This window comes from Pseudarthrobacter sp. ATCC 49987 (assembly GCF_009928425.1).
Lineage (GTDB): Bacteria > Actinomycetota > Actinomycetes > Actinomycetales > Micrococcaceae > Arthrobacter.
The window spans coordinates 2,320,723-2,346,618 of record NZ_JAABNS010000001.1 but is presented as its reverse complement, the minus strand read 5'-3'; the positions used below and the strand labels follow the sequence as shown (position 1 = coordinate 2,346,618).

Annotated in this window: 26 protein-coding genes; 22 read left to right on the top strand and 4 right to left on the bottom strand. The window is 69.4% G+C overall.

Features of this window, described 5'->3' with window-relative positions:
* The first annotated feature begins 51 nt into the window (after positions 1-51).
* Genes GXK59_RS11020 through GXK59_RS10990 form a run of 7 tightly spaced genes read left to right on the top strand, consistent with a single transcriptional unit; the run spans position 52 to position 6,933 of the window.
* The gene (locus tag GXK59_RS11020; protein WP_160666736.1) at positions 52-816 is read left to right on the top strand and encodes an ABC transporter ATP-binding protein; all 765 of its coding nucleotides are present in this window, start codon (positions 52-54) and stop codon (positions 814-816) included.
* A complete protein-coding gene (locus GXK59_RS11015; protein WP_160666734.1) occupies positions 813-1,592 on the top strand; it encodes an ABC transporter ATP-binding protein in 780 nt (259 codons plus the stop codon). The genes GXK59_RS11020 and GXK59_RS11015 overlap by 4 nt, the downstream gene beginning before the upstream one ends.
* Positions 1,589-2,464, top strand: a complete 876-nt coding sequence (locus tag GXK59_RS11010) for a branched-chain amino acid ABC transporter permease (RefSeq protein WP_024366608.1) — start codon at positions 1,589-1,591, stop codon at positions 2,462-2,464. Before GXK59_RS11015 ends, GXK59_RS11010 begins: the two co-directional genes overlap by 4 nt.
* Positions 2,461-3,732 (top strand): branched-chain amino acid ABC transporter permease, encoded by a 1,272-nt coding sequence (locus tag GXK59_RS11005; RefSeq protein ID WP_202129114.1) that lies wholly within the window; start codon positions 2,461-2,463, stop codon positions 3,730-3,732. Before GXK59_RS11010 ends, GXK59_RS11005 begins: the two co-directional genes overlap by 4 nt.
* On the top strand, positions 3,729-5,345 hold the full coding sequence (locus GXK59_RS11000; protein WP_160666732.1) for a class I adenylate-forming enzyme family protein: 1,617 nt from the start codon (positions 3,729-3,731) through the stop codon (positions 5,343-5,345). The genes GXK59_RS11005 and GXK59_RS11000 overlap by 4 nt, the downstream gene beginning before the upstream one ends.
* Complete coding sequence (locus GXK59_RS10995; protein ID WP_160666730.1) at positions 5,342-6,031, top strand: TetR/AcrR family transcriptional regulator; 690 nt, start codon at positions 5,342-5,344, stop codon at positions 6,029-6,031. Before GXK59_RS11000 ends, GXK59_RS10995 begins: the two co-directional genes overlap by 4 nt.
* Positions 6,028-6,933 carry an alpha/beta hydrolase gene (locus GXK59_RS10990; protein ID WP_160666728.1) on the top strand — a complete coding sequence of 302 codons (906 nt, stop codon included), beginning with the start codon at positions 6,028-6,030 and terminating at the stop codon, positions 6,931-6,933. The genes GXK59_RS10995 and GXK59_RS10990 overlap by 4 nt, the downstream gene beginning before the upstream one ends.
* Positions 6,934-6,960: 27 nt before the next feature.
* Here GXK59_RS10990 and GXK59_RS10985 read toward each other — a convergent pair whose 3' ends face one another.
* Positions 6,961-7,242 carry a hypothetical protein gene (locus GXK59_RS10985; protein WP_160669111.1) on the bottom strand — a complete coding sequence of 94 codons (282 nt, stop codon included), beginning with the start codon at positions 7,240-7,242 and terminating at the stop codon, positions 6,961-6,963.
* Between the two features lie 132 nt (positions 7,243-7,374).
* On the opposite strand from GXK59_RS10985, the gene GXK59_RS10980 reads away from it, so the two are divergent.
* On the top strand, positions 7,375-8,508 hold the full coding sequence (locus tag GXK59_RS10980) for a helix-turn-helix transcriptional regulator (RefSeq protein WP_160666726.1): 1,134 nt from the start codon (positions 7,375-7,377) through the stop codon (positions 8,506-8,508).
* 30 nt (positions 8,509-8,538) lie between these two features.
* On the opposite strand, the gene GXK59_RS10975 is transcribed toward GXK59_RS10980, so the two are convergent.
* The gene (locus GXK59_RS10975) at positions 8,539-8,805 is read right to left on the bottom strand and encodes a MoaD/ThiS family protein (RefSeq protein WP_160666724.1); all 267 of its coding nucleotides are present in this window, start codon (positions 8,803-8,805) and stop codon (positions 8,539-8,541) included.
* 7 nt (positions 8,806-8,812) lie between these two features.
* Positions 8,813-9,949, bottom strand: a complete 1,137-nt coding sequence (moaA, locus tag GXK59_RS10970) for a GTP 3',8-cyclase MoaA (protein ID WP_202129113.1) — start codon at positions 9,947-9,949, stop codon at positions 8,813-8,815.
* 238 nt (positions 9,950-10,187) lie between these two features.
* Here moaA and GXK59_RS10965 point away from each other — a divergent pair, with 238 nt between their 5' ends.
* The 7 genes from GXK59_RS10965 to GXK59_RS10935 all read left to right on the top strand — a co-directional run bounded on the left by GXK59_RS10965 (position 10,188) and on the right by GXK59_RS10935 (position 16,008).
* The gene (locus GXK59_RS10965) at positions 10,188-11,759 is read left to right on the top strand and encodes a molybdopterin-dependent oxidoreductase (protein WP_160669109.1); all 1,572 of its coding nucleotides are present in this window, start codon (positions 10,188-10,190) and stop codon (positions 11,757-11,759) included.
* Positions 11,760-11,850: 91 nt separating this feature from the next.
* On the top strand, positions 11,851-13,074 hold the full coding sequence (locus GXK59_RS10960; protein ID WP_160666722.1) for a molybdopterin molybdotransferase MoeA: 1,224 nt from the start codon (positions 11,851-11,853) through the stop codon (positions 13,072-13,074).
* The gene (gene moaC / locus GXK59_RS10955) at positions 13,062-13,565 is read left to right on the top strand and encodes a cyclic pyranopterin monophosphate synthase MoaC (protein WP_160666720.1); all 504 of its coding nucleotides are present in this window, start codon (positions 13,062-13,064) and stop codon (positions 13,563-13,565) included. The genes GXK59_RS10960 and moaC overlap by 13 nt, the downstream gene beginning before the upstream one ends.
* Positions 13,562-14,074, top strand: a complete 513-nt coding sequence (locus GXK59_RS10950; protein ID WP_160666718.1) for a MogA/MoaB family molybdenum cofactor biosynthesis protein — start codon at positions 13,562-13,564, stop codon at positions 14,072-14,074. The genes moaC and GXK59_RS10950 overlap by 4 nt, the downstream gene beginning before the upstream one ends.
* Positions 14,064-14,609, top strand: coding sequence for a molybdenum cofactor biosynthesis protein MoaE (locus tag GXK59_RS10945; RefSeq protein ID WP_160666716.1), 546 nt, complete (start codon positions 14,064-14,066; stop codon positions 14,607-14,609). Before GXK59_RS10950 ends, GXK59_RS10945 begins: the two co-directional genes overlap by 11 nt.
* 152 nt (positions 14,610-14,761) lie before the next feature.
* Positions 14,762-15,520: a 4-hydroxy-tetrahydrodipicolinate reductase gene (gene dapB / locus GXK59_RS10940; RefSeq protein WP_160666713.1), complete on the top strand. Its 759-nt coding sequence runs from the start codon at positions 14,762-14,764 to the stop codon at positions 15,518-15,520.
* Between the two features lie 5 nt (positions 15,521-15,525).
* Positions 15,526-16,008, top strand: coding sequence for a hypothetical protein (locus GXK59_RS10935; RefSeq protein WP_160666711.1), 483 nt, complete (start codon positions 15,526-15,528; stop codon positions 16,006-16,008).
* 93 nt (positions 16,009-16,101) lie between these two features.
* On the opposite strand, the gene GXK59_RS10930 is transcribed toward GXK59_RS10935, so the two are convergent.
* Positions 16,102-17,385 (bottom strand): heparan-alpha-glucosaminide N-acetyltransferase domain-containing protein, encoded by a 1,284-nt coding sequence (locus tag GXK59_RS10930; protein ID WP_160666709.1) that lies wholly within the window; start codon positions 17,383-17,385, stop codon positions 16,102-16,104.
* A 97-nt stretch (positions 17,386-17,482) separates the two neighbouring features.
* Between GXK59_RS10930 and GXK59_RS10925 the strand changes: the two genes are divergently transcribed.
* The 7 genes from GXK59_RS10925 to GXK59_RS10895 all read left to right on the top strand — a co-directional run bounded on the left by GXK59_RS10925 (position 17,483) and on the right by GXK59_RS10895 (position 25,789).
* Complete coding sequence (locus tag GXK59_RS10925) at positions 17,483-17,863, top strand: hypothetical protein (RefSeq protein ID WP_237393859.1); 381 nt, start codon at positions 17,483-17,485, stop codon at positions 17,861-17,863.
* 86 nt (positions 17,864-17,949) lie between these two features.
* Positions 17,950-18,774, top strand: coding sequence for a carbon-nitrogen hydrolase family protein (locus GXK59_RS10920; RefSeq protein WP_160666707.1), 825 nt, complete (start codon positions 17,950-17,952; stop codon positions 18,772-18,774).
* A gap of 58 nt (positions 18,775-18,832) precedes the next feature.
* Positions 18,833-19,741, top strand: a complete 909-nt coding sequence (gene dapA / locus GXK59_RS10915; RefSeq protein ID WP_024366763.1) for a 4-hydroxy-tetrahydrodipicolinate synthase — start codon at positions 18,833-18,835, stop codon at positions 19,739-19,741.
* 61 nt (positions 19,742-19,802) lie between these two features.
* Positions 19,803-21,494: a ribonuclease J gene (locus tag GXK59_RS10910; RefSeq protein WP_024366762.1), complete on the top strand. Its 1,692-nt coding sequence runs from the start codon at positions 19,803-19,805 to the stop codon at positions 21,492-21,494.
* Positions 21,495-21,665: 171 nt separating this feature from the next.
* Positions 21,666-24,629, top strand: coding sequence for an FtsK/SpoIIIE family DNA translocase (locus tag GXK59_RS10905; RefSeq protein ID WP_160666705.1), 2,964 nt, complete (start codon positions 21,666-21,668; stop codon positions 24,627-24,629).
* A gap of 9 nt (positions 24,630-24,638) precedes the next feature.
* Positions 24,639-25,280: a CDP-diacylglycerol--glycerol-3-phosphate 3-phosphatidyltransferase gene (gene pgsA / locus GXK59_RS10900; protein ID WP_160666703.1), complete on the top strand. Its 642-nt coding sequence runs from the start codon at positions 24,639-24,641 to the stop codon at positions 25,278-25,280.
* Positions 25,277-25,789 carry a CinA family protein gene (locus GXK59_RS10895; RefSeq protein WP_160666701.1) on the top strand — a complete coding sequence of 171 codons (513 nt, stop codon included), beginning with the start codon at positions 25,277-25,279 and terminating at the stop codon, positions 25,787-25,789. The genes pgsA and GXK59_RS10895 overlap by 4 nt, the downstream gene beginning before the upstream one ends.
* Positions 25,790-25,896 lie beyond the last annotated feature (107 nt).

The window sequence follows — 25,896 nt, the reverse complement described above, 5'->3', positions numbered from 1 at the left end:
CACAGCGCCGCACACCACCCTCACGGACCAGCGAAAACACAAAGGACCCGCATGAATTCCCCAGCCCTGCCCGCCCTCGCGGTGGACGGCCTCGGTCTGCAGATCGGCGGTGCGCGCATCCTCCAGGACGTGGGCTTCGCCATCGGCACCGGCGAAATGGTCGGTGTCATCGGCCCCAACGGTGCCGGCAAGACCACCCTGTTCAACCTGATTTCGGGCGTGATGCGGCCCACCGAGGGCAGCATCACACTGAACGGCAGGGAGATCACGGCCGACCCGGTCCACCGCCGGGCCCGGGCAGGGCTGGGCCGGACCTTCCAGACCTCCAACCTGTTTCCCCGGCTCAGCGTGCTGGAAAACGTCCGGCTCGCCGCCCAAGCGAAACTCGGCGGCAGCTTTAGCATCCTGCGCTTCCCGTCCGCCTCCGACGAGGCCACCCGGATTGCCCGCGGCACCATCGAGGAAGTCGGGCTCACCGGCCAGCTCACGACGGCGGCGGGGGACCTCTCGCACGGCGAGAAACGCAAGGTGGAGATCGCCGTGCTGCTGGCGACGGATCCCGCCGTCGTGCTCCTGGATGAGCCGATGGCCGGCGTGGCGTCGGGGGACGTCCCGGCCCTCACCGCGATCATCCGGGGAATGCACCGGGACCGCGGCTGCACCGTGATGATGGTGGAGCACCACATGGACGTGGTCCTGGGCCTCGTGGACCGGGTGGCCGTGATGCACCACGGCAGCCTGCTCGCCCTCGACAGCCCGGAGGCCGTGATGTCGGACCCGACCGTACAGAGCGCCTACCTTGGAGAGCCCGTATGACCGCCGCAGCGGAAGCCCGCCCGATACTCAGGCTTGAGGGCCTCAACGCCCATATCGCCGGACAGCAGGTCGTGGAGGACGTTTCCTTCACCGTCCCGGCCAGCGGCATCACCGCGCTGCTGGGCCGCAACGGCGTCGGGAAGACCAGCACCATCAAGGCCATCATCGGCCTGATCGACCGCACCGGGGCCGTGGAGCTTGACGGCGTGCGGATCGAGAAGGACCCGACGTTCAAGATCATCCGCAGCGGGGTGGGCTACGTCCCTGAGGACCGTGAGGTGTTCTCCAAACTCACGGTGGCGGAAAACCTCCGGCTCGCCGAACGCGACGCCGCACCCCGGCGCCAGCTCGTCGAGGAGCTCTTCCCGGACCTCCTGGCCCGGTCCGCCCAGATGGCGGGCACGCTCTCCGGCGGCCAGCAGCAGATGGTCTCGCTGGCCCGTGCGCTGCTGAACACCAACAAGATCCTGCTTGTCGACGAACCCACCAAGGGCCTGGCCCCGAAGATCGTGGCCGAGGTCGCCGAGACCCTGGCCGAAGCCGCCAGGACAGTCCCCATCCTCTTGGTCGAACAGAACCTGCACGTCGTCCGGCAGCTCGCCGCGGGCGCCGTCGTCCTCTCCGGAGGCCGGGTGGTCCACACCGGCAGCGCCCTGGAATTCCTCGACGACGCCGAGCTGACCCAGCGCCTGCTGGGCGTCTCCGCTGAGGGCCACGCACGGGAGAGTACTGGGAAAACAGCCGAAACACCGGCCGGGAAAGGCGCCGCCCTGTGAGTACCGTCGTCCTCCTGCTCTTCACCGGCCTGGGCCTGGGTGCCCTGTACTTCCTCGTGGCCGCCGGCCTGTCCCTGATCTACGGGCTCATGGGCGTGCTCAACTTCGCGCACGGCGCATTCCTGACCCTCGGAGCCTTCACCGGCTGGGAAATCGCCCGCCGGACCGGTTCCGACAACTGGGGGACGTTCCTGCTGTCCCTCCTGGTCGGGGCCGCGGCAGGGGCCGCGTTCGCCGCCTTCACCGAGTTCGTCCTGATCCGTCGGCTGTACCAGCGGCACATCGAACAGGTCCTCATCACGGTGGGCCTCTCGCTCGCCGCGGTTGCCCTCTTCGACGGCATCTGGGGCACCGACCCGGTGTTCATCCAGGGACCTGCCTGGTTCAAGGACACCACCGAAATCCTCGGCGCCCGCGTCCCCAATGACCGGTTCGTCTGCATCATCGCCGCCGTCCTCGTGCTGCTGGCCCTGGTGTTCTTCCTGAAGAACACCCGCTACGGCATGATCATCCGGGCCGGCGTCGAGAACCGCTCCATGGTGACGGCCCTCGGCATCGACGTCCGGAAGGCCTTCACCCTCGTCTTTACGATCGGCGGTGCGGCCGCGGGGCTGGGCGGCGTCCTGGCCTCGCATTACTTCGGCTACGTCTCGCCGATGCTGGGCGGCTCGCTGCTGATCTTCGCCTTCATCGTCACGGTGATCGGCGGACTGGGCTCGCTGACCGGCGCGGCCATTGCCGCCGTCGCCGTCGCCGTCCTGCAGCAGTTCGCCAACTTCTACCTCGGCGGCACCGGCGACTTCGTCGTCGTGCTGGCGCTGGCGCTTGTGCTGCTGTTCCGTCCCTCCGGCCTGCTCGGGAGAACCTCATGACCACCGATACCGACGCCACCGGCACCAACCGGGCGGGCACCGACAGGACCGACACCCAAGGCACCGGCGGGGGCACTACGGGAACCCGCCCCGCCAACCCGCACAACCAGCCCGGCCGGCCGCGCCTGACCCGCCGGAGGATCGCCGGCACAGCAGCCGGGGTCGCCGGCATCGTGCTCCTGGTCCTGCTGCCCCTGCTCAACCTGTCCCTGCCCGGCGTGCTGCCCGGACCGACGTACACGCCGGGATCCCTGCAGCTGCTCGCGATGTGCATGCTGATGGCCGCCGCCGCCCTGACGTACCACCTGCTGCTCGGCGTCGCCGGGCTGTTGTCCTTCGGCCATGCGCTGTATTTCGGCGCCGGGGTCTACGGGCTGGCAATCATCCTGCAGAACCTGGACATCCCGCTGCTGCCCGCAATGGGCCTGACCCTGCTGATCGTGATCGTGCTGGCCCATGTGGTGGGCAGTATCAGCCTGCGGGTCAGCGGCATTCCGTTCGCCATGGTCACACTCGCGTTCGCCCAGGCCGGCTCGGTGATCGTCGGACGCAACCCTGACGGCACCACCGGCGGAGACGAAGGCCTGACGCTGCGCACCGACAACCTGCCCGACTTCCTCGTGGGCGTGGTCAATACCCGCAACCTCTACTGGCTGGCCCTGACGGTGCTCGTGGCCGTCTTCGTCGTGGTCACCTGGGTGCAGTCCTCCCGCGCCGGCCACGTCGCCGCCGCGGTCCGCGAGAACGAACTCCGCGTCCGCGTCCTGGGCCTGCAGCCGTACCTCGTCAAGCTGTTGATTTTCGTGGTCTCCGCCATCCTGGTCAGCATCATCGGCATGGTGTTCCTGCTGCTGCAGAGCGGCGCCGTCCCGCGGGCCATGTCCGCGGACCTGACCATCACCTTGCTCGTGATGGTGGTCCTGGGCGGCGTCGGCTCGCGCTGGGGTGCGGTGATCGGCGGGGTCTTCTACACCATCCTGGACCAGCGACTCACGACGCTGGCGAACTCCGACGCTATCGATGCGCTGCCGGACATCCTGCGGGTACCGTTGTCTGAACCCCTGTTCATCCTGGGCACCCTGTTCATCCTCGTGGTGCTCTTCCTGCCCGGCGGCCTGACGGGAACCGCGCAGCTGCTGGCCCATCGCCGGGACCGGCAAAAAGCGCGGCGCGGCGGCCGCGGTGCGGGACCTAACAGCCCCGGACATGACAGCACCGGAAGTGAAAGGACAGCGATGTCCCGCGAGATCCTGGAGGAATCGGCATGAGCACCTCCGGAACCGGACGGCCTGTCGGGCTGCACACCCTGGGCCGCTGGACCACGGACCGCAGCCTCGCCACCCCGCAGCGGATCGCCATCGACGACCGCGGCTGCACGCTGAGCTACGGCGAGCTGGAACGCCGGGCGGCCGGCCTCGCCGCCGGCCTGACGGCGGCCGGTTACGCCACGGGGGACCGGATCGCGACCCTGACCGGCAACAGCTCGGACCACGTGGTGGTGTTCTTCGCCTGCGCCAAGGCCGGGCTGGTCCTCGTCCCGCTGTCCTGGCGGCTCTCGCCCAAGGAGCTCGCGACGCAGCTTGAGCTCGCCGACCCGCAGCTGCTGCTCGTCGAAAACGAACTGGATTCCCTCGCCGCCGGGGCAAGCACATTGCTGGTGCACCGGCCGCGGACCGCCGCCCTGGGTCCAGGCGGCATCGAAAAGTCGGTCCCCGCTCCCACCCGGACGGTCACCGGCGGCCGGCATGAGGTCCGCAGGGAAGTGCGCGACGACGACCCCCTCCTGATGATCTTCACGTCCGGCACCGAGGGGGCCAGCAAGGCCGCCGTGCTGACCCATGCGAACTGCTTCTGGACCAACCTCTCGCTGTCCCGGACGCTGGACCTGGGCAGCACCGACGTCGTACTGGCAGTGCTGCCGCAGTTCCACGTCGGCGGCTGGAACATCCAGCCCCTGCTGGCGTGGTGGACCGGCGCCACCGTGGTGCTCGAACGCGGCTTCGAACCCGGCAGGGTCCTGCAGCTGATCGCGGAGCGGCGCGTGAGCATGCTGATGGGCGTCCCCACCCAGTACCTGATGCTCGCCGAGCATCCCGACTTCGCGTCCGCCGAGCTGGGCAGCCTCCGGCACGCCGTCGTGGGCGGTGCGCCCATGCCGGCGCCGCTGCTGCGGATCTGGCACCGCAGGGGAGTGGCGCTGAGCCAGGGCTACGGACTCACTGAGGCGTCCCCGAATGTGCTCTGCCTGGCCAACGAGGACGCCGCCCGGATGGTGGGATATTCGGGCAAACCGTACCCGCATGTCGCCGTCGCCGTGGCCGATCCGGTGACCGGGGAAATCCTCGACGGCGCCGCCTCCGGGGAACTGCTGGTGGGCGGGCCCGGGGTTTTTGCCGGCTACTTCCGCGACCCCGCCGCGACTGCCGCCGTTATGGCCGGGGACTGGCTGCGCACCGGGGACCTGGTGGAACGCGACGCCGACGGCTACATCAAAGTCGTGGACCGGCTCAAGGACATCTACATTTCCGGCGGCGAAAACGTGGCCCCGGCCGAGGTCGAGGCGGCGCTGCTGGCCCATCCGGCGGTGGCGCAGGCCGCCGTCGTCGGCGTGGAAGACGAGCGCTGGGGCGAAACCGGTGTGGCCTTTGTGGTGATCCGCCCCGGTCTGGCCACGGACGAGCAGGAACTTCTCGAGCACTGCGCTGCCCAGCTGGCGCATTTCAAGGTTCCCGCACGGATCGAAATGGTTGGAGCCCTGCCCCGCACGGCGCTGAACAAGGTGCTGCGGACCCGGCTCCGCCAGCAGCTCGACGGGAGCGGACCGGCAGGACGCCCCGAACACCCGGCCGCTGCAGTGCCCGCGGACGGGGGCCGGCGGTGAGCGCCGCGCCGCGCACCGCGAGGGGCACCCGCACCCGGGCCAAGCTGCTGCAGGCCGCCGAAACGGTGTTCGCCTCGGTGGGCTACCACGAGGCCTCGATTGTGAAAATCACCGAGGAGGCCGGCGTCGGCCTTGGCACCTTCTACCTGTACTTCGAGGGCAAGCAGGCCATTTTTGACGAGGTCGTCGAGGACCTGAACCGGCGGGTCCGGCACGCCATGACGGATGCCGCGCGCGCAGCCGGCACCCGGCTCGCGGCCGAACGCGCGGGTTTCCGGGCCTTCTTCAAGTTCACCGCGGAACATCCGGCGCTGTACCGGATCATCCGGCAGGCCGAATTCGTCTCACCCGGCGCGCTGCGGCTGCACTACACCCGGATCGTCAACGGCTACATCGAGGGGCTCAAAGCCGCGCAGCTCAGCGGCGAAGTCCGGGCGATGGATCCCACCGTCGCGGCCTGGGCCCTGATGGGCATCGGCGAGCTGATCGGCATGCGCTGGGTGCTGTGGGACGAGGAAGGCGCCGAACCCGCGCAGGGCGCCCGGCCGGATGTCCCGGAGGAAGTCTTTGAGGAAATGATGCAGTTCATCGAGCGTGCGCTCGCCCCGGCCCCGGGGGCCGGCCAGGGCGCCGCCCCCGGCCCCGACTTCGGCACCATTCAGACCCCGGAAGGGACAGCCCCATGATCCAGGCAACAAGCAACTCCAGCTACCGGACCACCGAGGTCGCGGTCCGGGGCGGAAACCTGCACACCGCCCTTTGGGGCCCCGAGGACCCGGCCGCCCCGACCATCCTGGCGGTGCACGGCGTGACAGCGTCCCACAAGGCCTGGCCGGCGCTGGCCCAGGCCCTGCCGGACATCAGGATCATTGCCCCGGACCTGCGCGGCCGGGGCCGGAGCAACGCCCTGCCCGCGCCGTACGGGATGCCCTCCCACGCCGAGGACCTCGCGGCCGTACTGGCCGCGCTGAGCACCGGGCCCGTAGTGGTCGTTGGCCATTCGATGGGCGCCTTCGCCTCCGTGGTCCTCGCGAACCTGTACCCGGAGCGGGTGCGGTCCCTGGTACTGGTCGACGGCGGACTGCCGCTGCAGGTGCCCGTGGGACTCAGCGACGAGCAGATCGTCGCTGCCGTGCTCGGTCCGGCGGCGGAGCGCCTCAACGCCACCTTCGCCAGCCGGGAGGTCTACCGGAGCTTCTGGAGGCAGCATCCAGCGTTCAGCGCGGACTGGAGCCCGCTCGTGGAGGAATATGTCGACTACGACCTCACCGGCGAGGCGCCGGTGTTCCGGCCAGCCACACGCTACCAGGCGATGGCGGACGACACCGCAGAGCTGCACCGTGGCGCCTCACTCCTGAAAGCACTGGAGGAGCTCGCGGTGGAGACCCTCGTGCTGCGGGCGCCGCGCGGCCTGCTCAATGAGCCCGGCGGTCTGTACGCGCCCGGCTATCTGGATGCCTGGGCGGAGAAGCTGCCGGCGTTGACCGTCCGCGAGATCCCGGACGTCAACCATTACACGATCGTCATGGGCGGGGCAGGCGCCGCTGCTGTCGCGGACACCGTGCGGGAGGCGCTGGCGGTCGCGTAGCCAGGGGCGCCGGGCGGCGCCTGCGCATCAGCTGGCTGACTCCAGGATCCGGGTTTTCGGGGCACCCTGGAGGGCTGGGGCCGCGGTGGGGGACTGCCAGACGTTCGCCTCAAGGTTTGCCAGGAGGGCTTCCGCCTGGGCCCGCCGCTCGAAATCGAGTTCGACCACCACATAGTGCGGGTCCTCCACCGGTCGGCTGATCCGGTGCGCGGTCACGCCCGACCCTGCGCGGTTGACGGGGTCACGGTCGAATGCGCTCTTCCAGAGGCCAAAATCCTTGATCCCGTGCTCGATCTGCAAGGTGTACATCACAATCTTTCCTTCCGTTGGTGTCCCCTCGTTACGGGGATGTTCCACGCTAGGCGTGCGCGGGCAGCGTGCGGTATCCCAGAAATCTGGAGGCGGATTCAGCAGGCAAAGCCCAAGGGGCATACTGAATCCATGACCACCAGCTGGGCGCTGAGCCGGAGCCTGGAACGCATCGGGCAGCTCTGCCGCGACGTCCCCGACGACCGGGAGCTGCGCCGGGGAGTGCTGGCGGAACTGGGCCGGATGGTGCCGTTCAGCGCCTATGCCTGGCCGCTGGCGGATCCTGAATCGGCCACCGGCATCTCGCCGATGGCCAGGATCCCCTGTCCGGACGAGCTTCCGGACCTGATCCGGCTCAAGTACCTGACACCGGACTGCCGCTGGACCGCCCTGATGGGCCAGCCCCGGCCGGCCACCACCCTGCTGGTGGAGACCGGCGGCCACCCGGCGCGCAGCCCCCTGTGGTCCGGGCTGCTGGCCCGCTACGGGGTGACGGACATGCTGTCCGCGGTCTTTGCCGACAAACACGGCTGCTGGGGCTGGCTGGACCTTTGGCGTTCCGGGGACGAGGGCATCTTCAGCGAGCCGGAGACGGAGTACGTTGCCGCGGCGGCGCCGCTCGTGGCGGCCGGGCTCCGGCGGAGCCGGGCGGCACAGTGCCGGCGGGACGCGGGAGGTAGCAGCCCTGCCGGGCCGGCTGTCCGGAAGCCCTTGCCGCCGCAGGCCGTGCTGACGCTCGATGAGGAGCTGGCCGTGGTGGGGCAGACCGCGTCAGCCGGCGACTGGCTGGGGCTGCTGCAGCGCGGACCCCGGCCGTACGAGGGCATTCCGGCGGAGGTCCTCAACGTCGCCGCCCAGCTGCTGGCCAGGGAAGCCGGGGTGGACGCCCGCCCGGCGATGTCCCGTCTTCCCGTCGGCCGCGGCGCCTGGGCGCTGCTGCGTTCTACCAGGATGGACGCCAGCCGGCCGGGGGCAACGCCTCCGCTCGCGGTGACCATCCAGGAGTGCCCGGCGGCGGACAGGCTGGAGGTGTTCGCCCGTTGCTTTGCCCTGACCCCGCAACAGCACCGGCTCCTGGGACTCACCGCCGGCGGACTTAACACGGCCGAGCTGGCAGCCGCCCTGGGAATCCGTCCCTACACCGTGCAGGACCAGTTCAAGGCTGTTTTCGCTGCCTGCGGCGTCCGGAGCCGGAGCGCGCTGCTGGGCCTGGCCCTTGGCACTGCGGCCGTGCCGCCCGGGCCCGGCGCAGCGGGCCGGTCGTGACGAGCCCCCGCGGCGCCCGGCGGGCCGGGCCTAGCCGCCGGCGAACGGCGGCAGCACGTCGACGACATCGTCCGGCTTCAGCGCCGCTGCACGGTTCCGCACCGCCACCTCGTTGAGCAGGAAGCTGCTGCGGGACAGCAGGCGCGCCAGCGGCGGGGTCCCGGCCGGTGGTTCCGGTCGTTCGACGGCGAGGATCGCCGCCAGGAGTGAGGCGACGGTGGCGTCCGCGGGGAGGTCAAAACTCTCTTCATCGACGCCGGCGGCAGCGCGCGCGGCAGCGAAGTAACGTACGTTCACAGGTGGTTCAGCCTCCGATGGCGCTCATGCTGCGGTCCGGCTGGACGAAGTCCGGGGCGTCCAGTCCGACGTGGTCCATGCCGTGGGCCTTGGGCTTGATCCACATGGCGTCCTGCCAGCGCCCGGCGAGTTGTTCGTCGCTGGCACCTTCGCGGAGCAGCCCCAGCAGGTCGACTTCCTCGCGGGAGAACAGGCAGCTCATGATCTTGCCCTCGGCCGTGATGCGGGTGCGGCGGCAGTCGGAGCAGAACGGCTCGGTGACGGAGGCGATGATCCCCACGGTTCCCAGCACCGGGCCGGCGGCCTCGGCCGTGCCCGGGACCCTGGCCCGGACCTCGAAGCGTTCCGCCGGGGCGCCGTCGCGGTCCCGGGGATCGGCGCTGAGCACGTAGTCCACGGAGAGCAGCTCACGGATTTCCGCGGCGGTGATCATGTTCCGGCGGGTCCAGCCGTGGTCGGCGTCGAGCGGCATCTGCTCGATGAACCGAAGCTCGTAGCCGCGGTCCAGCGCCCAAGCCAGCAATGCCGGGGATTCGACGTCGTTGATGCCGCGCATCAGCACGGCGTTGAGCTTCACGGGTCCCAGTCCGGCCGCCCAGGCCGCGTCCACGCCGGCCAGGACCTTGTTCAGGAAGGGGCGGCGGGTCAGCTGGGTGAACGTCTCCTCATGCAGCGAGTCGAGCGAGACGTTGATGCGGGACAGTCCGGCGGCCTTGAGCCCGGCAGCCTTCTTGTCCAGCCCGACGGCGTTCGTGGTCATGGAGATCGGAAGGTCAGGGTGGGCCTGGCGGAGCGCCGAAATGATGTCCAGCAGATCGGCCCGGACCAGAGGTTCCCCGCCGGTGAGCCGCAGCTCGCGCACACCCAGAATGTCGACGCCGATCCGCACGATCCGGACTATCTCCTCCGCCGACATCACCGCCTGCTTGGACAGCCACTCCAGGCCCTCGGCCGGCATGCAGTAGGTGCAGCGCAGGTTGCATTTGTCCGTCAGGGACAGCCGCATGTCGGTGGCACGGCGGCCGTAACGGTCCACGAGGCCGGCGGGCATTCCGGCCGGGCGCGCGGCCAGCTGCGCGCCGGAGGTGCCCGCGCCGGGTCCGTCATCCGCGCGGGGCTGGGGCATACCTAGCTGAACACTCATAACGTCAGGCTACGCCACCTCGGCGCCGGCATCACTCCTGTTGTGCCAGGATTCCGCCGTCGGCGGTTCCGTCGTACCGGCGCGTACCTATGCTGGTGGAGTGAACACCACCCCGCACGCTCACTCAGGCACGCCAGGCGCCACACCGCGGCCCGGCCAGCAGACGCCTGGCACGCCCACTTCCGGGACGGCCACCCCCGGGCCGCAGAAACCCGGCCGGCCAAGTCCGGCCCGGCACGTGACCGCCTGGGCGGCCGCAGCCGGAGTCGTGGCCGTCGGAACGGGGCTTGCCCTGGGGGAACTCGCGGCTGGGTTCGTGAGCCCCTCACTGTCCCCGGTAACTGCTGTCGGCGGCGCCGTGATCGACGCGGTCCCGCCGGGCGTTAAGGATTGGGCTGTGTCGCTCTTCGGCACGGCGGACAAGATTGCCCTGCTGGGCGGCATGGGGCTTCTCATCGCTGCACTGGCCGCGCTGTCCGGAATTGTGGAGCTGCGGCGCAGGCTCGCCGGGGTCGCCATCATCGCCGTCTTCGGGGTGGTGGGGCTCGTGGCCGTCCTTGGCCGGACCGAACTGACCGTGAACGCGATCCCGGTCCCGCTGCTCGCCGCCGTCCTGTCCATGATCCTGCTGCGGTGGCTGGTCCGGCGGCTGGGGGAGTGGCAAACCGGCGAGGCACGCCCGCCCGCGGATCCCGGTCTGGAAACGACCGCCCCGGAAACGACCGCCCCCAGGCAGCCTCCTTCCCGCCGTCGCTTCTTCCAGGCGCTCGGCGGAACGGCCGCCGTCGCGGCCGTCGCCGGCGTCCTGGCCTCGACGATCCGGGGCGCCGCCGCCGTCGTGAGTGAACTGCGCAGCAAACTGGCGCTCCCCGCGCCGGCGTCCCCGGCCCCGCCGGTCCCGGCCGGAGCGGAGGTCCGGCTGGACGGCGTGGGCCCGCTGGTGACTCCCAATAAGGACTTCTACCGGATCGACACCGCGCTGCGCGTCCCGGTGGTGGACCCGGGCCAGTGGACCCTCAAGGTCACCGGCCTCGTGGAGCGCGAGATCTCCCTGGACTTCGCCGCGCTGCTGGCCAAACCCCTGATCGAACGGCACGTCACTATTGCCTGCGTCTCCAATGAGGTGGGCGGGGACCTGATTGGCAACGCCCGTTGGCTCGGCTGGCCGGTCCGGGAACTGCTGGCACTCGCACGCCCGAAGGACGGGGCGGACATGGTCCTGTCCCGCAGCACTGACGGCTGGACCGCCGGCACCCCGCTGGACGTGCTGACGGACGACCGGGACGCGCTCCTGGCTGTTGGCATGAACGGCGAACCGCTGCCGCTGGAGCACGGCTTCCCGGCCCGGCTGATCGTCCCCGGCCTGTATGGCTACGTGTCGGCCACCAAGTGGGTCACCGAGCTCAAGGTGACGCGCTTCGCGGATGACGTCGGATACTGGACGCCGCGCGGCTGGAGCGAGCGGGGGCCCATCAAGACCTCGTCCCGCATCGATGTGCCCCGGGACGGCCGCTCCGTGCGCGCCGGCACGGTGGCCTTCGGCGGGGTGGCCTGGGCCCAGCACACCGGAATCGGCCGCGTGGAGCTCAGGGTCAACCGCGGCGCGTGGGAGCAGGCGGAGCTCGCTCCCGGGATCTCCCACGACACCTGGTACCAGTGGAAACTCGACCTGCCGCTGACCCCCGGCCAGTACGAGGTCCAGGTCCGGGCCACGGACCTCAACGGCGCCGCGCAGGTGGAGGACCGTGCGCCGGTGGCGCCCAGCGGGGCCACGGGCTTTCACACGGTTAGAGTTGACGTGAAGTCCTAACGGGCCGGGCCAACACGCCAGGCCACGGAGCCGGGCCAGGAGCCGGACCGGCGAACTCAGCCTATGGCTCAAGACGAGGGGTCACCAACGCATGCACCGCACCCAGGCACGGCACGTCACCGTGGAAGCGCACCGCGAAGCGGTCCGCCAGCTGCTGTCCCCGCTCCGCACCCCGGACCGGGTTGAACGGCTCCCGCTCCTTTCGGCGCTGGGCCGCGGACTCGCGGCGGACATCGTGGCTCCGCTGGACCTGCCGCCGTTCGCGAATTCGCAGATGGACGGCTTTGCCATCCGCAGCGCCGACGTGCCCGACGGCGGCGCCGAACTGCGCGTCGTCGCCCCCGTCGCGGCCGGGGCCGCGCCCCCTGAACTGGCCCCCGGGACAGCCGCCCCGATCATGACCGGGGCCATGATGCCGCCCGGGGCGGACGCCGTCGTGCCGATCGAACAGGCCATCCCCGACGTCTTCCCGGCACCGGGGGTGCCGGCCACGGTCCGGCTGCCCGCCGCTCCGGCCCGGAACTTCGTCCGCGACGCGGGCAGCGACATCCGCACCGGCGGGCTCGCCCTCGCCGCCGGAACCTGCCTCGGACCCGGACAGCTGGGACTCCTGGCCGCCCTGGGATTCACCGAGGTCCCGGTCTACCGCGCGCTGCGGGTCCTGCTGGTCACCACGGGGGACGAAGTCGTGGAGCCAGGCAGCCCGCTGGGCACCGGCAAGATCTACGACTCCAACGCCACCCTGCTGGAGTCGTCCATGCGCCAGGCCGGCCTCGACGTCACCGGGACCGGAATTTCCACCGACCGCCCCGAGGAACTCGCCCGCCTGCTGCGCCGGCACGCGGCAGACGTGGACCTGGTCGTCACCACCGGCGGGGTCAGCAAGGGGGCATACGAGGTGGTCCGGCAGGCGATGGAGGGCCACGACGTCGACTTCCTCGCCGTCGCGATGCAGCCCGGCGGACCGCAGGGGATCGGCACCTTCGACGGCGTCCCGGTCCTCGGCTTCCCGGGGAACCCGGTGAGTTGCGTCGTCTCCTTCGAAATGTTCCTCCGGCCCGCGCTCGGAAACCTGTTCGGCTCACCCGCGCCGCGGCCTGTGGCCAGGGCGCGGCTGGCCGGGGCGCTGACGTCGCCGGCGGGCAAGCACCAGGTGCGGCGCGGCACGGTCCTCCCCGACGGCACCGTCCGGCTGGAAGGCGGCGCCGGCTCCCACCTCGTCAGCGCCCTGGCGCACTCCAACGCCCTGATCCAGGTGCCGGAAGGAATCGCCGTGCTCGCCGAGGGCGCGGAGGTGGAAGTATGGATGTTGTGAACGAAGAAAACCCCGCACCTGAACACGCAGGCCTGACCCACCTCCGGCAGGACGGCACAGCCCAGATGGTCGACGTGTCCAACAAGGCGTCGAGCACCCGCGAGGCCACGGCCACCGCCACCGTCCGCAGCACGGCCGAGGTCCTGGCCCTGCTCGGCGCGGGCGACCTGCCCAAAGGCGATGCCCTCGCCGTTGCCCGGGTCGCCGGCATCATGGCCGCCAAGAGGACCGCGGACCTGATCCCGCTGTGCCACCCGCTGCCGATCGCCAAGGTCACCGTCGACTTCGAACTCGACACTGACTCGGTCACGGTGTTCGCCACGGTCAAGACCCTCGGGGTCACCGGCGTCGAAATGGAAGCGCTGACCGCGGCCTCGGTGGCCGCCCTCAGCGTGTACGACATGATCAAGGCCGTGGACAAACACGCGGTACTGACGGACATCAAGGTGCTGGCCAAAAGCGGCGGCAAGAGCGGGGACTGGACACGATGAGCATGCCCGAACCACACCGGCACGGCGAAGCCACCGGGCGGAAGGCCGGCGTCGTGATTGCCTCCACCCGCGCCGCAGCCGGAATCTATGAAGACCTGACCGGCCCCGTCATCATCGACTGGCTCACCGAACACGGTTTTGAGGCCTACCCGGCCATGGTGGTCCCGGACGGCGACGCCGTCGGTGCCGCCCTGCGCGCACTCCTGACCCAGGCGCCCGCCGTCATCATTACCAGCGGCGGCACCGGCCTCAGCCCCACCGACGCCACCCCGGAACAGACGCTTCCCCTGCTGGACCGGGAGATCCCGGGCATCATGGAAGGCATCCGGGGCGCCGGGACCGCCAAGACCCCCATGGCGATGCTCAGCCGGGGCCACGCCGGCTCCGCCGGCCAGACCTTCATCGTCAACCTCCCCGGATCCCCGAAGGGCGTCATGGACGGACTCAGCGTGCTGGACCCCATCCTTGGACACCTGTGCGACCAGCTGGAAGGCAGCCATGGCCACTAAACCAGCCTTTGAACCAGCCTTTGTAGTGGTGAACGCGGTGCTGAGTGCCGAGCCCATCTCCGTGGACCAGGCCATCGCAGCCGTCGAATCGGACACCGCGGGCGCCGTGGTCAGCTTCAGCGGTGTGGTCCGGAACCACGACGGCGGCAAACCCGTCCAGCGGCTCAGCTACAGCGCGCACCCGACGGCGCACCAGGTGATGGCCGACGTCGTCGCGCAACTCGTTGCCGAACAGGCCGCCGGGCCAGCCGCCGCCGGGACAGCCGCAGCCGGGACGGCAGCCGGAACAGAAACTGCAACCGGCGCTGAGACCGACAGCACCACAGCCCAGCCGGTACGGATCTGGGTGGCACACCGGATCGGGATGCTGGAGATCGGCGATCCCGCCCTGGTCTGTGCCGTCTCCGCCGCGCACCGGGGCCAGGCCTTCGAGGTCTGCTCGGAACTCGTCGACCGGATCAAGGCCCAGGTTCCGATCTGGAAGGAACAGTTCTTCACCGACGGCACCGTCGAGTGGGTGGGCGCGGGGGCATAGTCCGGCCCAACGTACGCAGTCCGAAGTACGCAGCCCGAAGCCCTCGGGCGGAAGTACTGGGCCCGGAGCACGCAGCCCGGCGACGTGCGGAAAGCCTGTAACGCAGGGCCGCGGTTCCGGCGGGCAGCCGCCCCGGCGGTAGGGTTGAAGGCATGACCGAACAACTCGCAGTCGCCGTGCTGGGCGCGAACGGGCGCATGGGCGCCGAAGCCGTGCGGGCCGTCGAGGCCGCCGCGGACCTCAAACTTGTCGCCGCGCTGGGCCGGAATGATTCCCTGGACATCCTCGTCGACGCCGGAGCCCGGATCGTGGTGGATCTGACGGTCCCCGGGAGCACCGAAGCCAACATCGCCTTCGCCGTCGAACACGGCATGCACGCCGTCGTGGGGACCACCGGCTGGGACGCGGAGCGGCTGGGCCGGCTCGAGGAACTCCTCGCCGGCCAGCCCGGTGTGGGCGTCCTGATCGCCCCGAACTTCGCCCTCGGCTCGGTCCTCGCCTCCGCGTTTGCCGCCAAGGCCTCGCGGTACTTTGAATCGGTCGAAATCATCGAACTGCACCACCCGGACAAGGTGGACGCCCCGTCCGGAACCGCCGTGCGCACCGCGCAGCTGATCTCCGCCGAGCGTGCAGCCGCCAACCTGGCCGCCAGCCCCGATGCCACCACGAGCGAGCGCCCCGGTGCGCGCGGCTGCGACGTCGACGGTGTCCGCGTCCACAGTGTCCGGCTCCGCGGCCTCGTGGCGCACCAGGAAGTCCTGCTGGGCGGGCCGGGGGAGCAGCTGACCTTCCGGCACGACTCCTTCGAACGCGCCTCGTTTATGCCCGGCGTGCTGCTGGGTGTGCGCAACGTTGCCGCGAACCCGGGCCTCACCGTGGGCCTGGACGGCTACCTGGACCTGGGACTCTGAGCGCCATGGCCAACGTCCTGACTGCCTTCAAGGCCAACCGCACCAAGATCTGGGTCGGCGCCGTCACCCTCCTGCTTGTCTTCTACCTCGTGGTGTCCTTCCAGCGCTCGGTGCTCCTGATGACGGACGCCAACCCGGTGGCCAAGGCGATTGGCGTGGCCTATCTGCTCCTGCCGGTTATTGGAGCCTGGGCCCTGGTCCGCGAGCTGCTCTTTGGCGCCCGGACCGAACGGCTGGCGAAAATCCTCGAGGCCGAGGGCGGGCTGCCCGAGGACAACCTGCCGCGCACCCCCGCGGGACGGATCATCCGCGAGGCCGCCGACCTGGAATTCGAGAAGTACCGTGCCGAGACGGAAGCCGCGCCGGAGGACTGGCGCTCCTGGTTCCGGCTCAGCTGCGCCTATGACGCCGCGGGCGACCGCAAGCGGGCCCGCGCCTCGATGCGCGACGCCGTCCGGCTGTACCGGACCGGATCCCGCGAGGCCTGAGCCACCCCGCCCGTGGGCCCGCCCGGCCGTGGGCCCGCCCGGGCAGAACCACAGCGGGCAGAACCGCGGTGCTGAGCCACGGTACTGGGCCAGTCAGCGGACCCGGGCCGGCTGGTAGCGGCCGAGCTGGTTGGCGGCATGCGCCACCCACTCCAGCGGCCCCCGCCACGCCAGGGCCCCGAAAATTCCGCCCAGGGCGAGGATCGCCACGGCCTGGGCCCAGTACACGCCGTCAACCGTCCACCCCGACGGCAGCGGCCGGCCGTACAGCGAGGCCATCACGCACAGGTGGGCCGTGTACAGGCTCAGGGTCATGGCACCGGCACCCCGGACCGGAAGCAGCACGTCCACTCCGGTGCGCTCCACCAGCCGGCCCAGCAGCAGGCAGGCCCCGGCGACGGCCGCCGCCACCCCCGAGGTGTGCAGCAGATCCAGCGTGGTCCCCGAGTGCGGAGCGCTGGAGGCGAGCCACCAGGCGGAGCCGGTTTGGTCCACGCCGGCCAGGTTGACCTGCAGGAGGCTTTCCAGCGGATAGGAGGGATTCAGCAGGGACGCCTGCAGCGCCGCCCGGCCGCCCCAGTCCTCCATCAACACCACGCTGAGCCACTTGGCCAGGACCGCCACCACGGTTCCCACCGCCAGCAGCAGTACCGGGACCGCCGCCGTCGTGAGGGCCAGCCGGCCGATCGCGAGGCCAATCAGCAGGTAGGCGATCCACTGGAGTACGGGGTAATAGCCGGTCAGGAAAAGGTCCCCGAGCAGCACGGCGGGGGTGGACAGATCCTCCCACTTCGGATTGTGGCCCAGCTGCAGGGGAGGCGATGCGGTGAGGAGCCACGGCCGCAGGAGGAAGGCGAGGGCCGGGGTGATGAGCACCCAGCCGGCAGCCAGAACCAGCAGATGCTTGATGTCCAGGCCGAGGAAAGGCAGTACGCACAGGAACAGCACTGCGTAGTGGACCAGGATGATGGCGATGTTCACCTCGAGCCCGCCGATGGAGAGCCCGACGGCGCCGACCACCAGCGCCCGGAGGGCGACGCCCCGGCGGGCCGCCCCCAGCTGCGGACCCTGGAACGGCTGCTGCTTGCCGGTTGACAGGGCCAGTCCGATCCCTGCGAGCACGGCGAAGAGGGCCGAGGCCCGTCCGGAAAACACGAGACCCACCCAGGTGGGTGTGAGCTGGGCGTTCGACTCGAAGGTGGGGAACACATGGGTGGCCATCATGCCCAGGAGGGCCAATCCGCGGGCGGCGTCAATGCCTGACAGCCGGATTCCGGTGGTGCTCGCAGAGTTCCTGGACTTGTTCCTGAGCCTTTTCCTGCCCCTGCTCCCACCCCGGGCGGTCCTGGATGAGGAAGCGAATCCGCGCGGGGTCATGCCCCGATCGTCTCATATCCGCCTGTGCTGGGCCTGTCGAAAACTGCGTGACCGCCGCGGCCTTGTGTTCGAATATATGTTCGAATAACATAGGGCCATGAACAACACACCAGAGCCCGTCGTCCCCGCATCCGGGACGCACCGCTCCACCCGGCCGGAACAGTGCGGCCCGGACCCGGTGTCCGGCGTCCTCAAGGCGATGAGTCCCGGCGTCGTGGATTTCCTCTTCCGGCAATTGGTGGCCGGCGAAGCGGCCGAGGACATCCAGTGGCAGCGGGAAGGTACGGTCCTCTCCGCGCAGGCTCCGGGGGCGGAACTGGCCCGCCGGCTCGCCGAGACGGACCTAGAATCGCTGACTCCCACCGAACTCTTCCACTACGTGCGGGCCGCCCAGCGGCTCGCGTCGTGGGCCGAGTCCCTGCGTGAAACCGCCGTGGGCCGCTACTGCACCACGCCGCCGGGAGGTGGTGCCGGCTGACCTTCCCTTCCCGTATCCGGACAACCATCCGGACAACCATCCGAACAACAGGCCCGCTGGAAAACTGCGGTGCCTAGGATGGCAGGGTGAGAACCGCCCTGACGCTTTCCGCCATCCAGTACACGGCCCTCGACGGCGGCATTCCCGCCAACGCCGCCGAACACATCCGCCTCATCGAGGACGCGGACAGACATGGCGCCCGCCTGGTGGTGTTCCCCGAGCTATCCCTGACGGGCTACAACCTGGACGGACTGGCGGACCCGGGGCGGTGGGTGACCGCCACGGACCGGCGGCTCGACGGCCTCCGCGAAATCTGCCAGCGGACCGGGATCACCGCAGTCGTGGGTGCCCCCTTCCGGGAAACGGACGGCACGCCACGCCTGGCGTCGCTCGCCCTGCACCCCAGCGGTGAGCTGGAAACCGGCTTCAAGGTCTGGCTCCACGGACCGGAGCGGCAGGTGTTCAGCGCCGGAGACCGGGCTGCCGTCCTGACGCTGGACGGCTGGAAGGTCGCTTTGGCCATCTGCCTGGATACCGCCCGCCCGGTCCATGCCGGAGAGGCGGCCGCGGCCGGCGCGGACCTCTATGCCGTCTCGGCCCTCTATACCGCGGGCGAGGACCACCGGCTGGCCCTGCATTTGGGCGCCCGCGCCATGGACAACCGGATGTTCGCCGTGCTGGCCAACCTCGGCGGCAGCACTGAATGTGGGCCCTCGGCCGGCGGGAGCGGCTTCTGGGGACCGGACGGACTCGTGATCCGGCAGGCGGCCGGAACGGGGACCGAGGTGCTGACCGCCACCCTGCAGCACAACGTCCTGGACCGCTACGCACAGGAGCGTGCTGCCCTGAAGCGGACGGCTGCGGCATCCCAACAGCCGGCCCCCCGGGTGAGGCTGACCGGCCGGGTTTGATCTTCATCACGTCGCCGCCATTGTCACATCATGCCGGGGACAGGGTAACGTTTTTCATATGGCTGACTCTCGCGCTCGCTCTTACACGTTCGGATCCCTCGTAACCGCCATGGTCACGCCTTTCACTTCCGACGGTGAGGTCGATTACCAGCAGAACGCCGAGCTGGCCAACAAGCTTGTCGACGACGGCCACGACGCCCTCGTCATCTCCGGTACCACGGGGGAGACCTCCACGCTGGAAGACGACGAGAAGGAAAAGCTGTTCCGGGTCATCGTGGAAGCCGTGGGGGACCGCGCCAAGGTGATCGCCGGGACCGGCACCAACCACACCTCGCACTCGATCGAGATGGCCAAGCGTGCCGCCAAGGCCGGGGCCCACGGACAGCTGATCGTCACCCCGTACTACAACAAGCCAAGCCAGGCCGGCATCCAGGCCCACATTGAAGCCGTCGCCGATGCCGCCGACCTTCCCGTTATGGTCTATGACATCCCCGGCCGGGCCTGCGTGCCGATCCTGCCCGAAACCATGATCCGGCTCGCGGACCACCGGAACATTGTTGCGCTCAAGGACGCCAAGGCCGACTTCGCCGCCACCACGCGGGTCCTCGCCAACACCGACCTTGACGTCTACTCGGGCGACGACGGACTGACCCTGCCGTGGATGGCAGCCGGCGCCGCCGGGCTCGTCAGCGTATCCGCGCACGTCGCGACGCGGCAGTTCCGCGCCATGATCGATGCCGCACTTGCGGGCGATTTCGCCACCGCCCGCACCATACATTTCGAACTGGACCCCGTGGTCCGTGCAGTGATGACCCATATCCAGGGTGCTGTTGCTGCGAAGCAAGTTCTTAAGTGGCAGGGAGTCCTGCCCAACTCGGTTGTCCGTTTGCCCCTCGTGGAGCCGGACGAAGCTGAGATCGAAACCATCCGCGAGGACTTGGCGGAAGCCGGAATGGTCTTTTCCTGATCAGGTGCTTGATTCTGATGAGTAAGGACCAGGCCGGTACCCGCCTGGAAAGTAGTGCATTATGACCCAAACCGCCCTTCCCGGCCTTGTCACGCCGCCGAAACTGCTCAAGGACACCCTGCGGATCGTTCCGCTCGGCGGCCTGGGGGAGATCGGCCGCAACATGACCGTCTTCGAAATCGACGGCAAGCTGCTGATCGTCGACTGCGGTGTCCTCTTCCCGGAGGAGACCCAGCCCGGCGTCGACCTGATCCTGCCCGATTTCTCCTACATCAAGGACCGCCTCCAGGACATCGTCGCCGTCGTCCTGACCCACGGCCACGAGGACCACATCGGTGCCATCCCGTACCTGCTGCGCCTGCGCGCCGACATTCCCCTGGTGGGCTCCCGGCTGACGCTGGCCCTCATCGAGGCGAAGCTGCTGGAACACCGGATCAAGCCGGTCACCCAGACCGTCACCGAGGGCCAGGTGCAGAAGTTCGGCCCCTTCGAATGCGAATTCGTGGCCGTCAACCACTCGATCCCCGACGCCCTCGCCGTGTTCCTCCGCACCAGCGGCGGCACCGTGCTGCACACCGGCGACTTCAAGATGGACCAGCTGCCGCTGGACGGCCGGATCACCGACCTCCGCCACTTCGCCAAGCTCGGCGAAGAAGGCGTGGACCTGTTCATGTCGGACTCCACAAACGCCGATGTGCCGGGCTTCACCACTGCCGAGAAGGAAATTGGTCCCACCCTGGACCGGCTCTTCGGCCAGGCCTCCAAGCGCCTGATCGTGGCGTCCTTCTCCTCGCACGTGCACCGCGTCCAGCAGGTCCTCGACGCCGCGGCCAACCATAACCGCAAGGTTGCCTTTGTTGGCCGCTCGATGGTCCGCAACATGGCGATCGCCGAGAAGCTCGGCTACCTCGACGTTCCCCCGGGCATCCTGGTCGACATCAAGAACATCGACAACCTGCCGGACAACCGCGTGGTGCTGATGTCCACCGGTTCCCAGGGTGAGCCGATGGCGGCCCTGTCCCGCATGGCCAACGGCGACCACCGCGTCGTCGTCGGCCAGGGCGACACCGTCATCCTCGCCTCCAGCCTGATCCCGGGCAACGAGAACGCCGTCTTCCGCATCATCAACGGCCTGCTCAAGCTCGGCGCGGACGTCATCCACAAGGGCAACGCCAAGGTGCACGTCTCCGGCCACGCCGCCGCCGGCGAGCTGCTGTACTGCTACAACATCCTCGAGCCGCTCAACGCGATGCCGGTGCACGGTGAAACCCGCCACCTGATCGCCAACGGCAAGATCGCCCTGGACTCTGGTGTCCCCGAAGAGAGCATCCTCCTCGCGGACAACGGCACTGTCATCGACCTCCGCGACCACCAGGCGGACATCGTCGGCCAGGTCGAAGTCGGCTTTGTCTACGTCGATGGCTCCAGCGTCGGCGAAGTCACCGAAGCAGACCTGAAGGACCGCCAGACCCTCGGCGATGAAGGCTTCATCTCCATCATCACCGTGATCCACCGCGCCACCGGCAAGGTCGTCTCGGGCCCCGAGATCCACGCCCGCGGCGTGGCCGAGGACGACTCCGTCTTCGACGAGATCATCCCGAAGATCAACGCCGCGCTGGAAGAAGCCGTGCTCAACCGCTCGGACCACACCACGCACCAGCTGCAGCAGGTTGTCCGCCGTGTGGTGGGCACCTGGGTCAACCGCAAGCTCCGCCGCAAGCCCCTGATCATCCCGGTGGTCCTGGAGGCCTAAGCACCCGCGCGCCAGGCACGAACAGAACTCCGACGGCCTTCCCGGCCTGCCGCAGGCTTCGGCTTGCGGCAGACCGGGAGGGCCGTTCTTGTGTGTCCGGCCGGCAAAATGGACCCCGCCCAGGCCCAGAAATCCGCGGTTTTCGGCCCGGCGTCGGGTACCGTAGCGGGTATGGCGACACGTACTTCCTCCGCGCCTAGAGGAAACTCCAGCGGTAAATCAGGCAGCTCTCCGGCCCGGGGCTCCGGCCCGGCTGCGTCCAAAACCAGCAAGCCCTCCGGAGCAACGGGCACGGCGCGCACCCGCCAGTTGGCCGCCGTCGAACCCAAACAGCCCTGGCTGGTCCGGGTTGTGGCCGGCGCCTGGCTGGGCATTGCCCACGTCGTCGGCGCGGGAGTCCGCCGGATCGGCTACGACGTCAGCGACCTCGCCCCCGAGGACCGCCGCGACGGCGCAGCCCTGTTCAACCTCGCCCTCGGGGTCTTCGTCGCCACCTTCGCCTGGTGGGGTTTCCAGGGCTGGTTCCCGGACACGGTCTACGGAATCGTCAACGGAACCTTCGGCTGGATGTCGCTGCTCCTGCCGCTCATGCTGATTGTCTGCGCCTTCCGGCTGTTCCGCCAGCCCGTCGACGGCCGCGGCAACAACCGGATCGGGATCGGCTTCCTGATCATGACCTTCGCCGGCTCCGGCCTGGCCCACATCATCGGCGGGGAACCGACCGTCGCCGAGGGATTCGACGGGCTGCGCCGCGCCGGCGGCATGCTCGGCTACCTCGCGGCGGCCCCGCTGGCCGCCATCCACCCCGCCGTGCCGCTGGCCGCCTACAGCCTGCTCGCCTTCACCTCGCTGCTGATCGTCACCGCCACGCCGTTCGGCGCCATCCCCGGCCGGCTGCGTGGCGCCTACGAGCACCTCATGGGCATCGACCTGCAGGACCCGGATCACGACGGCGACGGCCACGACCGCAGCTACCTCTACGAAAACGACACCCCGGCTCCGGCGAAGAAGAAGCGCCGCCGCCTCTTCGGCAAGGACCACAACGAGGACGCCGGACTCGACGGCTACGTCGGCGACGAAGCCTTCGAGCGGGCGCTTATTGCGGACGAGGAAGCCGAGGCCGCCCGGGTCGCCGGTGGCGCCAAGACCGGCGCCAAGCCGGTCGCCCCCGGCGTGCGCCGGCCCACCCAGGCCGAGCTCGCCGTCGAGAAGATCAAGGCAGCCCAGGGGCTCGGCAGCAATGCGGGGAGCGCCGCCGCCTCGGCGGGGGAGAACGCCACCGAGGCGATCCCGCTCGTCACCCCGGGCATGATCGCCGCCGGCTCGCTGAACGCGGCCCCGCAGGCACCCGGCGCCGCCGCCGTGGCCGCCGCCGCGAAGGTCCCGTCCAACCCCGTGGCCGCGGCACCGCTGCCCACCCCGATTCCGCAGCGCACCGAACAGCTGTCCCTGGCCGGCGACGTGACGTACACGCTGCCGCCGTCGGACGTCCTGACCCCGGGATCCATTCCCAAGGAACGCACCGAAGCCAACGACGCGATTGTCGCCTCGCTGACCGAGACCCTGAACCAGTTCAACGTGGAGGCCCAGGTCACCGGCTTCAGCCGCGGCCCCACCGTGACCCGCTACGAGATCGAGCTCTCCCCGGGCACCAAGGTGGAACGCGTCACCGCGCTGTCCAAGAACATCTCCTATGCCGTCGCCAGCTCGGATGTGCGCATCCTCAGCCCCATCCCCGGCCGGTCCGCGATTGGCATCGAGATCCCCAACACGGACCGCGAGACCGTGTCGCTGGGCGATGTGCTGCGCAGCCAGAACGCCCGGCGGACGGAGCACCCCATGGTGATCGGCGTCGGCAAGGACGTCGAGGGCGGCTACGTCGTCGCGAACCTCGCGAAGATGCCGCACCTTCTCGTGGCGGGCGCCACCGGTGCCGGCAAGTCGGCGTTTGTGAACGCCATGATCACGTCCATCCTGATGCGCGCCACCCCCGATGAGGTCCGCATGGTCATGGTGGACCCCAAGCGGGTGGAGCTCACCGCCTACGAGGGCGTCCCGCACCTGATCACCCCGATCATCACCAACCCCAAGAAGGCGGCGGAGGCCCTGCAGTGGGTGGTCCGCGAGATGGACGCCCGCTACGACGACCTCGCCAACTACGGGTTCAAGCACATCGACGACTTCAACAAGGCTGTCCGCGCGGGCAAGGTCCACCCGCCGGAGGGTTCCAAACGGGTCATCCGGCCGTACCCGTACCTGCTGGTGATCGTGGACGAACTCGCCGACCTCATGATGGTCGCCCCGCGCGACGTCGAGGACTCGATCGTCCGCATCACCCAGCTGGCCCGTGCGGCCGGCATCCACCTCGTGCTCGCCACCCAGCGTCCCTCCGTCGACGTCGTCACCGGCCTGATCAAGGCCAACGTGCCGTCCCGGATGGCGTTCGCGACGTCCTCGGTCACCGACTCCCGCGTGGTCCTGGACCAGCCAGGTGCCGAGAAGCTTATTGGCCAGGGTGACGCCCTGTTCCTGCCGATGGGCGCTTCCAAGGCCATGCGCGTCCAGGGCGCCTGGGTCACGGAATCGGAAATCCACAAGGTGGTCGAGCACGTCAAGGGCCAGCTCAAGGCTGTCTACCGCGACGACGTCGCCCCGGAAGCTCCGAAAAAGCAGATCGACGACGACATCGGCGATGACCTCGAGGTCCTGCTGCAGGCCACCGAGCTCGTGGTCACCACCCAGTTCGGTTCCACCTCGATGCTGCAGCGCAAGCTGCGGGTCGGCTTCGCGAAGGCGGGCCGGCTCATGGACCTGCTCGAATCCCGCGGCGTGGTGGGCCCCTCGGAGGGCTCCAAGGCCCGTGACGTGTTGGTCAAACCCGATGACCTCGCAACCGTCCTCGCGGCCATGAAGGGCATGGACGTGCCCGCCATCGCCGATTCCCAGACCGCGGCACTGAGCGATAACGCCAACGCGAACATCGCCCAGGGCGGTTACGCGGAGGACCTCGTCGCCGCCGACCTGGACCGGCGGGCGCAGAACACCGAGTATTATGACGGCACTGATGGCGCCGACGGGGGCTCGGGGGATGACGAAGGCGGCTCCGAGGACGCCTGGTCGCTCACCGGACGGTAGCCTAGGAAGGTGACTAGCGCCGAAGCAAACGAGGCCGGATCCGCTCCCCGGATCTGGAACCTGCCCAACATCCTGACGATGCTGCGGATTGTGATGGTGCCGTTCTTCGTCTGGTTCCTCCTGCTCGACGCACCCGGACTGGTCGCCCAGAACGGCGTCTGGCGTTGGATTGCCGCGGTGACCTTCGCCGTCGCCATCTACACGGACAAGCTCGACGGCGACATCGCCCGCAGCCGCGGCCTCATCACCGACTTCGGCAAGATCGCCGACCCGATCGCGGACAAGCTGCTGATCGGCTCCGCCCTCGTGATGCTCTCGCTGCTGCAGGAGCTGCCCTGGTGGGTCACCATCCTGATCCTGGTCCGTGAATGGGGCGTCACCGCGCTGCGCTTCTTTGTCATCCGCTACGGCGTGATCCCGGCCTCGCGCGGCGGCAAACTCAAGACCGTCATCCAGACCGTGGCGATCTTCCTGTACATCCTTCCGCTGGCCTCGATCGCGCCGTGGCTCGGCTTTGTGGCCTTTGCGGTCATGATGGTGGCCCTCGCGATCACCGTCTGGACGGGCGGCGAATATGTCGTCGAGGCCCTCAAGCTGCGCGCCAGCGGCATCCGGGCACAGCAACAGAAGATCCAGGAGGGCAAGCCATGACCAGTCTCCACCACTCGATCAACCTGCATCACCTGGCCGAAGAAGCCGTCACCGGGGCGATCGCCTTCGGCGTGACCGTCGCTACGGCAGAATCCCTCACCGCCGGCATGGTCGCCGCCATGCTGGCCGACACGCCGGGCGCGTCCGGGATGCTCCAGGGCGGTGTGGTGTCCTACCAGAACGCCGTCAAGGCCGATGTGCTGGGGGTGCCCCGGGAACTGCTGGACACCGTCGGAGCCGTCGACGGCCAGGTGGCAGAGGCCATGGCCGAGGGGGCGCGCAGGATCTGCGGCGCCGACATCGGCGTCTCCACCACCGGTGTCGCAGGTCCCGAGCCGCACGGCGGCAAGGACGTCGGCTCTGTCTACATTGGTGTCGCCACCGCGGAGGGCTCGACGTCGTACGGGTACAGCTTCGAGGGCAACCGGCCGGAAATCCGCGGACAGGCCTGCGCTGCGGCGCTGGAACGCCTGCTGGAGGCTCTGGCAGCCAAAGGCTACCGGGCGTAAAGTTGCCGGGAACAAAACTTGATTCCTAATAGTTGTTACATTGTGTCGCTTCCGAATAAGGGAGGCGCCTAGGATGAAAGCATCATCAGTGTCCGCTTTGACCAGCG